8 protein-coding genes and 1 pseudogene are annotated in these 13872 nt (G+C 73.6%); 2 read left to right on the top strand and 7 right to left on the bottom strand.

The features are described from left to right. Nucleotides 1-19 precede the first annotated feature (19 nt). From OG937_13555 to OG937_13525, 7 genes and pseudogenes are all read right to left on the bottom strand, one after another. Nucleotides 20-166, bottom strand: coding sequence for a hypothetical protein (locus OG937_13555; protein ID WUD72642.1), 147 nt, complete (start codon nt 164-166; stop codon nt 20-22). A 98-nt stretch (nt 167-264) separates the two neighbouring features. Beyond that, nucleotides 265-3177, bottom strand: a complete 2913-nt coding sequence (locus OG937_13550) for a hypothetical protein (GenBank protein WUD72641.1) — start codon at nt 3175-3177, stop codon at nt 265-267. Beyond that, nucleotides 3177-5021 carry an HSP90 family protein gene (locus tag OG937_13545; GenBank protein ID WUD72640.1) on the bottom strand — a complete coding sequence of 615 codons (1845 nt, stop codon included), beginning with the start codon at nt 5019-5021 and terminating at the stop codon, nt 3177-3179. Before OG937_13545 ends, OG937_13550 begins: the two co-directional genes overlap by 1 nt. A 50-nt stretch (nt 5022-5071) precedes the next feature. Then, nucleotides 5072-6094, bottom strand: a complete 1023-nt coding sequence (locus OG937_13540; GenBank protein ID WUD72639.1) for a hypothetical protein — start codon at nt 6092-6094, stop codon at nt 5072-5074. A 123-nt stretch (nt 6095-6217) separates the two neighbouring features. Then, nucleotides 6218-7747, bottom strand: coding sequence for a UDP-N-acetylglucosamine 1-carboxyvinyltransferase (locus OG937_13535; protein ID WUD72638.1), 1530 nt, complete (start codon nt 7745-7747; stop codon nt 6218-6220). A gap of 14 nt (nt 7748-7761) precedes the next feature. Continuing rightward, complete coding sequence (locus tag OG937_13530; protein WUD72637.1) at nt 7762-8268, bottom strand: methylated-DNA--[protein]-cysteine S-methyltransferase; 507 nt, start codon at nt 8266-8268, stop codon at nt 7762-7764. 3 nt (nt 8269-8271) lie between these two features. Then, nucleotides 8272-9761, bottom strand: a pseudogene (locus OG937_13525) (DNA-3-methyladenine glycosylase 2 family protein). Between the two features lie 133 nt (nt 9762-9894). On the opposite strand from OG937_13525, the gene OG937_13520 reads away from it, so the two are divergent. Together OG937_13520 and acnA are read left to right on the top strand one after the other, a co-directional pair. Beyond that, nucleotides 9895-10722: an isocitrate lyase/phosphoenolpyruvate mutase family protein gene (locus OG937_13520; GenBank protein ID WUD72636.1), complete on the top strand. Its 828-nt coding sequence runs from the start codon at nt 9895-9897 to the stop codon at nt 10720-10722. A 270-nt stretch (nt 10723-10992) separates the two neighbouring features. Then, a complete protein-coding gene (gene acnA, locus OG937_13515; protein WUD72635.1) occupies nt 10993-13707 on the top strand; it encodes an aconitate hydratase AcnA in 2715 nt (904 codons plus the stop codon). Nucleotides 13708-13872: the final 165 nt, after the last annotated feature.

Here is a 13872-nt window from a genome sequence, read left to right as displayed (position 1 = left end):
ACGGCCTTCGCGGGGCCGGTCAGGGTGGGCCGCCGAGCGCCTCGCGTCTGCGCCGCAGGAAGTCCCGTTCGGCCTCGTTCTCGGTGCGGGCGGCGGCTGCTCCGTACGCCTGCGCGGCCTCGCGCGTCCGCGCGGTCCGGGCCGGCCCTTCGCCGGCGTTCCACACCCTCTACACGAACGGCGACCGCCCGGATCGACACCCCGCGCCTCCGGATGTCCGGGGCGCGGGCGCCGAGGGCGGTCGCCTCGTTCGTGCCACGGGTGTCAGCCCCGGCGGCGCGACGACACCTCGTCCCTGACCCGGGACAGGACCCCGGCCGCGTGGTCGAGCCCCGCCGCCCGGCACCGGGTGATCGCGGCACCGAGACGGGACAGGGCCGCGTCCGGCCGGTCCAGGCCGTTCGCCTCGACGAGGGCGGCGACGCGGACGGCCTCGGCGCGCGGCGCCTCGCCCCGCGGCCCGCCCTCCTCGTGGGCGGCGATCGCCCGCTCCAGTTCGGCGAGCGCCTCGGGGAAGCGCTCGGCGCCGGCATAGGCCCGGCCGCGCTGGTAGTGCGTGGCGCCGCTCTCGTACCAGAGGGCGAAGTCCTCGTCGTCCGCGGGCACGGCCGCCAGCACCTCGTCGGCCCGGCGCAGGTGGTCCAGGGCGGTCTCCAGGCCCTCGGCGCCCTGTGCCGAGACGGCGGAGCCCGCGAAGTCCCGCATCATCTCCGCGACCGCGTGGGGGTTCGGCCCCTTCGCGTGCGAGGCGACGGCGCGGTCGTACGCGGAGCGCGCCGCGTCCTCGCGGCCGGCCTCCAGCAGGGCGACGGCGGCCTCCGAGGCGGCGAGCGTGTGCGTGAACTGCTCCTGCCACCCCTGGACGGCGTCGGCCAGCAGCAGGAACTGCTCGGCGCTCGCGCGGTGCTCCTCCAGTCCCCGCAGGCCCCGCGCCAGCAGCAGCCGGGCCTGGGCCAGGGCGCGTTCGTCCATGCCGGCCGCGGCCTCGTCGCAGACCAGCGACTCCAGCACGGCGACGGCGTCCGCCTGGCGGTCGGCACGGGCGAGCACGTCCGCCAGCTCCACCCGCAGTTCGGCGGCGCCCGTGACGTCGCCCTCGCGGTCCAGCCGCGCCGCGGCGTCGGACAGGTGGCGTACGGCGGCGTTCAGGTCGCCCGCGTGGTCGGCGGCGTGGCCGAGCAGCGCGTGGGTGCGCGCCACCGGGAACGCGGTGTCGCCATGGGCGGTGGCCGTGGCGAGCGCGCCGTGGAACTGCTCCATGGCCTCCTCGGGGCGGTGCTGCTGCAGCAGCACCTGGCCGAGCAGGCCCCGCGGGCGGGTGGCGCGCCAGGGCGTCCCGGCCGCCTCCACGACCCGCAGGGCGCTCCGCAGTTCCCGCTCGGCCCCGTCCAGGTCCCCGGAGCGCGCCGCGAGATCGGCGGCGGACATCCGGGTGTTGACCGTGCGCTCCGGGATGCCGAGCCGCTCCGACTCCGCCAGGGCCTCGGCCACGGCGGCCTCGAAGCGCTCGCGCAGTTCCGCGGGGACGTCCGGCAGCGTGGCCGCCGCCTCGGTATGGGCGAGGTAGGCGCGGCACTGCAGTACGACGCAGTAGGCGCGCCGGACCTCGGCGGAGCCCTCGTCCACCAGTGCGCGGGCCTCGGTCCGCACCGCGTCCAGCTCCGCCCGGCCCGCGACGGCCTCCGGGCCGGGCTCCACGCCCACCGACGCCAGCCGTGCGCGGGAGGTCAGGACGCGCTCGGGCATGCCGGCCAGGGCGAACAGCTCCCGTGCCTCGGTGAGCGCGGCCCTGGCCGCCGTGCGGTCCTCGTCCTCCATGGCCGCGAAGGCGCGGTGCTCGGCCAGTTCGGCCCGCAGCCGCTCCTCCGGGCCCAGCCGGGGGTCGTGCACATGGCCCTCGGCACCGGCGCGCTCGGCGATCCGGCGCCACAGCTCCTCGTCGCCGGGACGGCCCGCGTCCCCCATCTCGCGGGCCTTCTCCACCAGTTCGACGAAGTCCTCGGGCACCTCCCGCGCGGCCACGGCCGTGGGCGTGGCCGTCGCCGCCGGCCCGGCCGCCGGGGACGGCACGGCCGCGGTGCGCAGACCGAGTGCCAGCGGCTCGGCGAGCGGCGGGCGCCGGGTCAGGCGTGCCCGGCGGCGCTCGCCGACGGTGCCGGTGCCGTTGCGCCGGTCGAACGCCGCGGCCAGGGTGTCGCCCTGCTCGCTCACGTGGTCCTGCAATTCCCGCGCGGTCCAGGTGCGCCCCAGCGGTCCGGCGACGGGGGTCGTGTCGTACCCCTGGTCGACCAGGCGCCGGGTGAGGACCTCGACGCCGGTGAGGAAACCGAGCAGCGACAGCGGCGCGCCGGTGGTGCCGAAGAGGGCGCGGTTCTCGGCGAGGATCTCCAGCGCCCGGCCCTCGTTGCCGGACAGCGCGCAGAACTCCACGTGCAGTCCGGTCTCCTCGGCCATGCCGATCCGGCCCCGGGCGTGCCGGTAGCCCGTCAGATGGTGGGAGCGGGCCTCGTCGGTGCGGCCGAGGCGCAGCAACGGCAGCAGGGCGTGGGCCTGGGTGACCCAGGGCTCCTCCTCGCAGTTCTGGACGCCGCCGAGGACCGGTTCCCAGGTCCGCAGGGCGCGCTCGTCGTCGCCCGCCGCGAGGTGGTGCAGTCCCTGGTGCCGGGTCTCGCAGGCCTGGCAGTCGCTGAGCCGCTCCTGGCGCCGGGTGACCCACAGGTCCCAGGCCGTCTCGCGGTCCGCGCCGGTGTGGGCGGCGATCCGGTGCCGCATGGCCGCGACCGGCTGCAGGCCCTCACCGGCCGCGCGGTAGCGCTCGCCCATCTGGCCGACCCACCCGTGGACCGCCGCCAGCGGGACGTCCGGCACCTGGAGCAGCGAGGTCGTCACCCACTTGTGGCGCCACAGCACCTGATGGCCCTCCCACTCGCTGAAGGAGCCGGGCACCTCCTCCCACAGCTTGAGGATCCGGGCGAAGACGACCGGCGACTTGCGGTGCTCGGCGGCGTACTCGTACGCCGACATGAGTTCGAGCAGCGCCGTCACGAGGACGTCCTTCTCCTCGAACTGCTCGGCCGCCTCGACCAGTTCCTCGGCGGTCACGGTGCGGGGCGTTCCGTAGGGGCGCTCGTTGTTCTCGCGGAGCGCCTCGAACACGGCCTCGGGGGTGTCCAGCATCAGTGCTCCTTGGCGTCCGGCCCGGACGCGGGGGTGTCCTGGTCGTGCATGGCGTGGGTGAGCAGACCGATGAAGGCCCGGTTGAGCAGCGCGCTCTCCGAGGACTTCAGCGGCCGCCGGGTGAGCAGCAGCGCCTGCCCGTACAGGGCCTCGGCCGTGGTGAGGGCCAGCCCGCGCTCGGTGACGGTGGCGGCCCGGCGCACCAGCGGGTTGAGGTGGTTGAGGACGAGCTGGGCCCGCGGGGCCTGCGTGCGCAGCGAGCCGAGGATGTCCGCCCACAGCCCGTCGCTGCTCTCCGCGAGGCCGGACCGGGTGCGCTCGTGGCGTGCCTCGCGGTCGTCCAGGAGCAGCGCGGGCGCCGTGACCGGCTGGAAGGCCCGCAGCACGACGTCGCAGTCGTACTGGCCGACGACCTCGCGGGCGACCGCGAGGAAGGAGGCGGCGGCGAGTTCGGCGGCCGAGTCGACCGGGTCGAGGTGCGCGGTCATGGTGGCCGGGTCCAGGTCGGTGACCGTGGTGCCGGGACGGATCTCCGGCAGCCGGTGCACCAGGTCCCGGTCGTAGGTGTAGCCGCCGTTGACGACGCCGAGACCGGCCGCCGCCGCGATCGGGGCGACCTGCCGGAACTCGTCGACGCTGCGGGTGACCAGCACCGTGGGGTGGGCGCGGGCGAACTCCTCCAGGGTGACGTTGCCGTCCGTGGTCTCGAAGGGCAGCCACGGCAGCAGCATCCGCAGCAGTGCGTCGTCGTAGCGGGCCAGCGCCTTGACGGCGAGGTGGTGGCTGTCGACGAAGCGCCGCAGGAGCGCCGGGTCGCTGGCGGCGAGCCCGGTCAGCCAGTCGCGGATGCGGGCGCCCAGCGCGTCGCGGACGGCGGCCAGGGTCTCGTCCTCGTACAGCGCCTCGCGGGAGGCCGTCGGGCGCAGGCTGGTGACGTCCACGACGCATCGGACGAAGAACGCCCACTCCGGCAGGAGTTCGGCGGCCCGGTCCGAGAGCAGCATGCCCTTCAGGTGCACCCGGTGCCCGGCCCGCTCCGACGGGTTGACGGGGGTCGGCAGTACGTAGGCCACGCCGCGCAGCCCGGCGACGGGCAGGTCGAGGTCGATGGCGTCGAGCGGGGTGAAGCCGAACGTCGCGCGGCAGTGCTCGGCCAGCGCCTCGGCGCGGGCCAGCGGGGAGCCGTGGCGGCGCTCCCACGGCGGGGTCTCGTTGATCAAGGTCGTCTCGCCGCGCGGGTCGACGACGGTGACCTCGTGCCGCAGCAGGCTGCCGTAGTGCCGGGCCAGCGACGCCACCCGGCCGGGCTCCGTCCACTCGCCGGCGTCCGCGCGCGGGGTCAGCGTCACGCGCGTGCCCGGCTCGGGCAGCGCGTCGGCGGGGAGCGTGCGGAGGGTGTAGCTGCCGTCGGAGCGGCCGCGCCATTCGACGGCCGGGGCGCCGGGGGCGGTCGCCGGGCGGCTGACGACCGTGATCTCGTCGGCCACCACGAAGCAGGCCAGCAGCCCGATGCCGAACTGGCCGATGAAGTCGCCGCGGGCGGCCTCGATCTCGCCGTCGGCGGCGCGCTTGGAGCTGCGCCCGATGGTGGCGAGGAAGGTGTGCACGTCGGCCTCGCTCAGCCCGACACCGGTGTCGGTGACGCTGAGCGTCTCACCGGTCCGCACGGTGATCCTGGCCGGTGCGCCCGGCTGGACCGCCTGCCGGGCGGTGATCGCGTCGACGGCGTTCTGCAGCAGCTCCCGCAGGTAGACGCGGGGGCTGGAGTAGAGGTGGTGGGAGAGCAGGTCGACCAGGCCGCGCAGGTCGACCTGGAACGTGTGCGCTGACGGGGACTGGGACACCGAAGGGGCCTTCCGGGCGGTGCGCGGACGGGGAACGGGGCGCGGGGCGGTCAGGGACGTCCGGCGCGGGACCGCAGGGAGCGGTAGGCCGCCACCGGGTCGTTGCCGTTGAGGTACTGCCACGGGAACTCGGTGACGAGTCCGCCGGTGGCGGCGAAGGCCTCGGCCGCCGCCTTCCTCTCGCCGGCCAGCGCGAAGGCCATGGCGAAGGTGTTGAGCGTCCCGACCGGGTCGAGGGCGCCCTGGTACGCCGCGTTGCGGTAGGAGCGGTCCGCGGCCTCGTGCAGCTCCTTCTCGACCTGCAGGCGGAGCATGTACGCCGTGTCGTCGCCGCGGTCCAGGTCGCCCCAGTGCTCGAGGTGCGCGACCGCGACGAGCACGCCCAGGTCGCTGCCCTCGGGGGCGGCGAGCATGGACTCCCGGGCGAAGGCGTGCATCTCCTCGTGCGAACCGCCCCACTTGCGGCACACCTGCTGCAACTGCTGCTGGTGCGCCCCCAGGTGCAGCGGGGAGCGCCGTACGGTGGCCTCGAAGCGCAGCCGCGCGAGGTCCGGGCCGACCTGCAGCCCCCGGCCGCTCATCTGCAGGAAGTACCAGGGGGAAGCCCATGCGGGTTCGAGCTCCGCGGCCCGGTACAGCAGGTCCTCGGCCACTTCGAGGCGCTCGTGGAACACCTGGAACTGCTCACGCGAGACGTGCTGCGCGCGCAGTCCGGTCCGGGCCTCCCAGGCCCAGGTCACCTGGCGGGCGCCCGCCACCAGCCGGGCGAGCCCGGAGTCGGGCTCGGCCGCCACGACGGCCGGCATCCAGCGTTCCCAGCCGTCGACGTCCACGACGTTCGCCACGAGCCAGCTGCGCTCACGGTCGTCGGTCACCGCCGACAGCCGCTCCCGGATCGCGGGCCAGTCCGCCGCGGCGGCGGCCGCGCGCAGGCCCGCGAGCGCGGGGTTGCCCCGCGCCGGATCGAGCCGGGGCGACGGGCGCGGCGCCCACCGCCTCAGTGAGAACGCGGAACTGCGCCGCGCGTTGCCGTCCACCGTCCCGCCCGCGGTACCACCTCGGACCGCCACCATGAAGACCCCCTCCTGGCCTGGCCGTTCCTCCCCCATGGGCCATGATCCGCGGCCCGGAGCATGACTATCACGGCCACCTTGCGGGGGAGTAGCCGGATTCCCGGCCAGGAGGGGCGGGGCGGGTCAGATGTCGCGGAACGTCTCGATCTGCGCCCCGATGGAGTTGAGCCGCTCGGCCAGCTCCTCGTAGCCGCGGTTGATGACGTACACGTTCCGCAGCACCGAGGTGCCCTCGGCGGCGAGCATCGCCAGCAGGGTCACCACGGCGGGCCGCAGGGCCGGCGGGCACATCATCTCGGCGCTGCGCCAGCGGGTCGGGCCCTCGACCAGCACCCGGTGCGGGTCCAGCAGCTTGACGTTGGCGCCGAGCCGGGTCAGCTCGGTGAGGTAGATGGCGCGGTTGTCGTAGACCCAGTCGTGGATGAGGGTCGAGCCCTGGGCCGTGGCGGCGATGGCCGCGAAGAAGGGCACGTTGTCGATGTTGAGGCCCGGGAAGGGCATGGGGTGGATCTTGTCGATGGGGGAGCGCAGCTTGGAGGGGCGCACGGTGAGGTCGATCAGCCGGGTGCGGCCGTTGTCGGCGGGGTACTCGGCCGAGCGCTCGTGGTCCAGGCCCATCTCCTCCAGGACCGCCAGCTCGATCTCCAGGAACTCCACCGGCACCCGCCGGATGGTCAGCTCGGACTCGGTGACCACGGCCGCGGCCAGCAGGCTCATGGCCTCCACCGGGTCCTCGGAGGGCGCGTAGTCCACGTCCCGGTCGATGTCGGTGACACCGTGCACGGTCAGCGTGGTGGTGCCGATGCCGTCCACCCGGACGCCCAGCTCCTCCAGGAAGAAGCACAGGTCCTGGACCATGTAGTTCGAGCTGGCGTTGCGGATGACGGTCACCCCGTCGTGCCGGGCGGCCGCCAGGAGCGCGTTCTCGGTCACGGTGTCGCCGCGCTCGGTCAGCACGATCGGCCGCCGCGGGGCCACCGAGGGGGCGACCCGGGCGTGGTACATCCCGCTGGTGGCGGTCACCTCCAGCCCGAAGTGCCGCAGGGCGGTCATGTGCGGCTGGACGGTACGGGTGCCGAGGTCGCAGCCGCCCGCGTACGGGATGCGGAAGCGGTCGGTGCGGTGCATCAGGGGGCCGAGGAACATGATCACGCTGCGGGTGCGGCGGGCGGCGTCGGTGTCCATGGCGTCCAGCTCCAGCCGGGCGGGCGGGACGATCTCCAGGTCGTTGCCGTCGTTGATCCAGCGGGTCCGCACGCCGATGCTGTTCAGCACCTCCAGGATGCGGTAGACCTCCTCGATCCGCGCGACGCGGCGCAGGGTGGTCCGCCCGGAGTTCAGCAGCGTGGCGCACAGCAGCGCCACGCACGCGTTCTTGCTGGTCTTGACGTCGATGGAGCCGGAGAGCCGGCGCCCGCCCACGACACGCAGATGCATGGGACCCGCGTAGCCGAGGGAGACGATCTCGCTGTCGAGCGCTTCACCGATTCGGGCGATCATCTCAAGGCTGATGTTCTGGTTCCCGCGTTCAATACGGTTCACCGCGCTCTGGCTGGTCCCGAGTGCCTCCGCCAGTTGGGACTGAGTCCAGCCCCGGTGCTGGCGGGCGTCACGGATGAGCTTGCCGATGCGTGCGAGGTAGTCGTCTCCCATGCGGAGAGACTATCTCACATATGAGATGGCAACCCGAGCTCCAGGTCCAGCAGGTACCGCTTGCGCTCCAGTCCGCCCCCGTATCCGGTGAGGCTGCCGGAGGCCCCGACCACACGGTGGCAGGGCACGATGATGCCGACCGGGTTGCGTCCATTGGCGAGCCCGACGGCGCGCGACGCGCCGGGGCTGCCGAGCTCCTCCGCCAGCTGACCGTACGTCATCACGGTGCCGTACGGGATGGCCCGCAGACCCGCCCAGACACGCTGCTGGAAGGGGGTGCCGCGCAGGTCGAGCGGCAGGTCGAAGGCGGTCAACTCACCCGTGAAGTACGCCCGCAGCTGCTCGGCGGCCCGAGTGAACGGCGACGTCGCCGGGTCGCGGCGCGCGCCGAAGGACTCCTCCGGCGGCCGGTGACGCTGCGCGGGCATGTAGAGACCGGACAGGACGCCGTCGGTCGCGACCAGGGTCAGCGGCCCGACGGGGCTGTCGATCAGGGCGTGTGTGCGAGGGGACATGATCATTCCTCAGGCCGGGTCGGCGGGCAGGACGTTGACGGGGTGGTCGCCGGTGGCCCACAGGTGCTGCACGGCGTACGCGCGCCACGGCCGCCAGGCCGCGGCCCGCCGGACGAGGGCCGCGGGGGTCGTGGGGAGGCCCAGTTTTTCCGCGGCCGACCGTACGCCCAAATCGGTGGCGGGGAAGGCGTCCGGGTCGCCGAGCGCCCGCATCGCGACCACCTCGACCGACCACGGGCCGAAGCCCGGCAGCGCGGCGAGCTGCCGCCGGGCCTTCTCCCAGTCGCTGCCGACGTCCAGGTCCAGGCCCCCCTCGGTGAGCGCGGCCACCAGGGAGGTCAGCGTGGCCCGCCGGGTGCCCGGCATCGCCAGGGACCCCGGGTCCAGGGCCGTCAGCGCCCACGGCGAGGGGAACAGGTGGGTCAGCCCGCCCCCGGGGTCGGCGACGGGCTCGCCGTGCGCCGTCACCAGCCTGCCGGCCAGCGTGCGCGCCGCGGCGGTCGACACCTGCTGCCCGAGCACCACGCGCACCGCGAACTCCGGCCCGTCCACCGTGCGCGGTACCCGGCGCCCGGGGTCCTTGTCCACGTACGGGGCGAGCAGCGGGTCCTCCCGGAGCAGCCCGTCGACGGCGACCGGGTCGGCGTCCAGGTCGAGCAGCCACCGGCAGCGGCTGATCGCGTGCGACAGGTCCCGCCAGTCGGTGAGGGAGAGCCGGCAGGCGACGTGGTCGGGCTCGGGCCGCAGGGCCACGATCCCGTGGCCGTGGGGCAGCCGCAGTGTGCGGCGGTACGCACCCTCCCGCCACTCCTCCACGCCCGGCACGGCGGTCGCGGCCAGGTGCCCGAAGAGGTTGCCGGGGCACAGCGGTGCCCGGAAGGGCAGCCGCAGCGCCAGCGAGCCCGCCACGTCGGCGGCGGGGGCGGAGTGCCGCCCCCGTGCCGCCCGCGTCCGCAGCTCGGTCGGGGTGAGCGCGAAGACCTCGCGCACGGTGTCGTTGAAGGTGCGGATGCTGCTGAACCCGGCGGCGAAGGCGACGTCGGCCATGGGCAGCGCCGAGGTCTCGACCAGCAGGCGGGCCGTCTGCGCCCGCTGCGCACGGGCGAGGGCGAGCGGCCCGGCCCCGAGTTCGGCCCGCAGTTGCCGCTCCACCTGCCGGGTGCTGTAGCCGAGACGTGCCGCGAGCCCGGGTACGCCGTCCCGGTCGACGACCCCGTCCGCGATCAGGCGCATGGCGCGGGCCACCAGGTCCGCCCGCTCGTTCCACCGCGGGGAACCGGGGCGGCGTCGGGGCGGCAGCGCTTGCAGGCGCGGAACCCGGCCTGCTGGGCGGCGGCCGCGCTCGGGTAGAAGGTCATGTTCTGCGGCTTCGGCGGCACCGCGGGGCAGCCGGGCCGGCAGTAGATGCGGGTGGTCAGCACCGCGGTGAAGAACCACCCGTCGAAACGGGAGTCCTTCGACTGCACGGCGCGCACACAGCGCTCGAAGTCCTCATGCACATCCCCCAGCATCCGTGGCCCGCGCGGGCCGGGGCTAGCGAGAATCCGACGTGGACGTACGGGGAGGCGGCGCGGGACGTAGGTGTCGGAAATCCGCCGGACCCGGGGCCCGGCCGGTGATGGACTGCGGTCCGTGATCAGCGAACTCAAGGCCAAGGCCGAACTCTTCCGCTCCCTCCACGTCCCCGGGCGCCCGCTGCTGCTGGCCAACGCCTGGGACGCCGCCAGTGCCCGCGTCGCCGAGCGCGCCGGGGCCGCCGCCGTCGCCACCACCAGTTCCGGGGTCTCCTGGACCCTGGGCACCGCGGACGGCGACCACGTCGACCGCGGCCTCGCGCTGGAGCTGACCGCGCGGGTCGCCGCGGCCGTCTCCGTCCCCGTCAGCGCCGACGTCGAGGGCGGCTACGCGGCCGACCCCGAGGGCGTCGCGGAGACGGTGCGGGCGGTGCTGGCCGCGGGCGCGGTCGGGATCAACATCGAGGACTCCCACGACGGCGGCCCCGCGCCGCTGCGCACGGCCGACGGCCAGGCCGCCCGCATCGCCGCCGCCCACCGCGCCGCCGACGAGGCCGGGGTGCCGTTGTTCGTGCACGCCCGTACCGACACCTTCCTGCGGGGCGCGGGCGACCTGGGGGAGACCCTGGAGCGTGCCGCCGGCTACCTCGCGGCGGGCGCCGACGGCATCTTCGTGCCCGGCGTGACCGACCCGGCCGTCGTCGCCGCCCTGGCCGAGGGCATCGACGCCCCCGTCGGCATCCTCGCCGGGCCCGGCGCGCCGCCGGTGTCCGTACTGGCCTCCGCCGGCGCCGCGCGCGTCAGCCTCGGCAGCGCGGTCGCCGAGGCCGCCTACGCCCTCGTCGACCGCGCCACCCGCGAGCTGCTCGCCACCGGCACGTACGCCGCCGTCGCGGGCGGCATCCCCTGGGGCGAGCTCAACGCTCTGATGCTCCCGCAGGCGTGAGGGCAGGGCCTCACGGCGGCACCCTGGCGGGGCGGGGCGGGACGGGCCCCCGGGGCACGGGGAAGGGGCGTGATGCCGCACACGGGCGGCCCAGCGCATGACCCGGCAGCGGTGATGTATTAGAGTTATCTCGACATCGAGATATCTGCCAAGGCGCACCGCTGCCGCCAGAGGTAAGGCTCACCTTACTTAGCCTTACCTTAGCGGATCGACCAGGGGTCGAAGCGGCAGCATTGCGGTGGTACGCGCAAAGTTACGAAGGAGACTGTCGTGTCGGCGAACAGCTTCGACGCCCGCAGCACCCTGCAGGTGGGCGACGAGTCGTACGAGATCTTCCGGCTGGACAAGGTCGAGGGCTCCGCGCGCCTCCCTTACAGCCTGAAGGTGCTGCTGGAGAACCTGCTCCGCACCGAGGACGGCGCCAACATCACGGCCGACCACATCCGTGCGCTCGGCGGCTGGGACTCCCAGGCCCAGCCGAGCCAGGAGATCCAGTTCACGCCGGCCCGCGTGATCATGCAGGACTTCACCGGTGTGCCGTGCGTGGTGGACCTCGCCACCATGCGCGAGGCCGTCAAGGAGCTGGGCGGCGACCCGTCCCGCATCAACCCGCTGGCCCCGGCCGAGCTGGTCATCGACCACTCGGTCATCGCCGACAAGTTCGGCACCCCGGACTCCTTCGCGCAGAACGTGGAGCTGGAGTACGGCCGCAACAAGGAGCGCTACCAGTTCCTGCGCTGGGGCCAGACCGCGTTCGACGAGTTCAAGGTCGTCCCGCCGGGCACCGGCATCGTCCACCAGGTGAACATCGAGCACCTGGCCCGCACCGTCATGGTGCGGGGCGGCCAGGCCTACCCCGACACCCTCGTCGGCACCGACTCGCACACCACCATGGTCAACGGCCTCGGCGTGCTGGGCTGGGGCGTCGGCGGCATCGAGGCCGAGGCCGCCATGCTCGGTCAGCCGGTCTCCATGCTGATCCCGCGCGTCGTCGGCTTCAAGCTGACCGGCGAGCTCCCCACCGGCACCACCGCGACCGACCTCGTGCTGACCATCACCGAGATGCTGCGCAAGCACGGTGTCGTCGGCAAGTTCGTCGAGTTCTACGGCGAGGGCGTCTCCGCCACCTCGCTCGCCAACCGCGCCACCATCGGCAACATGTCGCCGGAGTTCGGCTCCACCGCGGCGATCTTCCCGATCGATGCGGAGACCATTAACTACCTGAAGCTGACCGGCCGTTCGGAGCAGCAGCTCGCGCTCGTCGAGGCGTACGCCAAGGAGCAGGGCCTGTGGCTGGACCCGGCCGCCGAGCCGGACTTCTCCGAGAAGCTGGAGCTGGACCTCTCCACGGTCGTACCCTCCATCGCCGGTCCCAAGCGCCCGCAGGACCGGATCGTCCTCGCAGGCGCCGCCGAGCAGTTCAAGAGCGACGTGCGCAACTACGTCGACACCGCGGACGAGTCGGGGAAGGAGTCCTTCCCGGCCTCCGACTCCCCGGCCGCCGCCAACGGCGTCCCGACCCGCCCGACCCTGGTGACGGCTCCCGACGGGTCCACGTACGAGATCGACCACGGCGCCGTCACCGTCGCCGCGATCACCTCCTGCACCAACACCTCGAACCCGTACGTCATGGTCGCCGCCGCCCTGGTGGCCAAGAAGGCGGTCGAGAAGGGCCTGACCCGCAAGCCGTGGGTGAAGACCACGCTCGCCCCGGGCTCCAAGGTCGTCATGGACTACTACGACCGCGCCGGCCTCACCCCGTACCTGGACAAGATGGGCTTCAACCTGGTCGGGTACGGCTGCACCACCTGCATCGGCAACTCCGGCCCGCTGCCGGACGAGGTCTCCAAGGCCGTCAACGAGCACGACCTGGCCGTCACCTCGGTGCTGTCGGGCAACCGCAACTTCGAGGGCCGGATCAACCCGGACGTCAAGATGAACTACCTGGCGTCCCCGCCGCTGGTCGTCGCGTACGCCATCGCCGGCTCCATGAAGGTGGACATCACCAGGGACGCCATCGGTACCGACACCGAGGGCAAGCCGGTCTACCTGCAGGACATCTGGCCGTCCGAGCAGGAGGTCAACGAGGTCGTCGCCGCCGCGATCGGCCAGGACATGTTCGCCTCCTCCTACCAGGACGTCTTCGCCGGCGACGCCCAGTGGCAGTCGCTGCCGATCCCGACCGGCAACACCTTCGAGTGGGACCCGCAGTCGACCTACGTCCGCAAGCCCCCGTACTTCGAGGGCATGAAGGACCAGCCGGACCCGGTCACCGACATCTCCGGTGCCCGCGTGCTGGCCAAGCTGGGCGACTCGGTCACCACCGACCACATCTCCCCGGCCGGTGCGATCAAGGCCGACACCCCGGCCGGCAAGTACCTCACCGAGCACGGTGTGGAGCGTCGTGACTTCAACTCCTACGGCTCCCGCCGCGGCAACCACGAGGTCATGATCCGCGGCACCTTCGCCAACATCCGCCTGCGCAACCAGATCGCGCCGGGCACCGAGGGCGGCTACACCCGCGACTTCACCGCCGACGGCAGCCCGGTGTCGTTCATCTACGACGCCTCCCAGAACTACCAGGCCGCCGGCATCCCGCTGGTCGTCCTGGCGGGCAAGGAGTACGGCTCCGGCTCCTCCCGCGACTGGGCCGCGAAGGGCACCGCGCTGCTGGGCGTCAAGGCCGTCATCGCCGAGTCCTACGAGCGCATCCACCGCTCGAACCTGATCGGCATGGGCGTCCTGCCGCTGCAGTTCCCCGAGGGCGCCTCGGCGGCCTCGCTGGGCCTGACCGGTGAGGAGACCTTCTCGTTCACCGGCATCACCGAGCTCAACGACGGCACCACGCCGCGCACCGTCAAGGTGACGACCGACACCGGCGTCGAGTTCGACGCCGTGGTCCGCATCGACACCCCCGGTGAGGCGGACTACTACCGCAACGGCGGCATCATGCAGTACGTCCTGCGCTCCCTGATCCGCAAGTAGGGATCACCGCGTCCGGACCCGACGAACGGGCCCGCACCCCTGCCGGGGGTGCGGGCCCGTTCGCGTTACCGGCAGGTCTCAACTAGGGAAAGCTGTCCGTCAAAAGCGCGCATGACCTTGCCCACCTCGCGGGAAGTGGACTATACCTGTCGGCGTCCAGGAGGC

The organism is Streptomyces sp. NBC_00510, assembly GCA_036013505.1.
GTDB lineage: Bacteria > Actinomycetota > Actinomycetes > Streptomycetales > Streptomycetaceae > Actinacidiphila.
The sequence above is the reverse complement of the archived record's forward strand: the minus strand, read 5'-3'. Positions and strand labels throughout refer to the sequence as shown.

Excerpts from the sequence above, each read along its gene's own strand:
- OG937_13550 (WUD72641.1), bottom strand. The coding sequence starts at position 3,177 with ATGCTGGACACCCCCGAGGCCGTGTTCGAGGCGCTCCGCGAGAACAAC.
- OG937_13540 (WUD72639.1), bottom strand. The coding sequence starts at position 6,094 with ATGGTGGCGGTCCGAGGTGGTACCGCGGGCGGGACGGTGGACGGCAAC.
- OG937_13535 (WUD72638.1), bottom strand. The coding sequence starts at position 7,747 with ATGGGAGACGACTACCTCGCACGCATCGGCAAGCTCATCCGTGACGCC.
- OG937_13530 (WUD72637.1), bottom strand. The coding sequence starts at position 8,268 with ATGATCATGTCCCCTCGCACACACGCCCTGATCGACAGCCCCGTCGGG.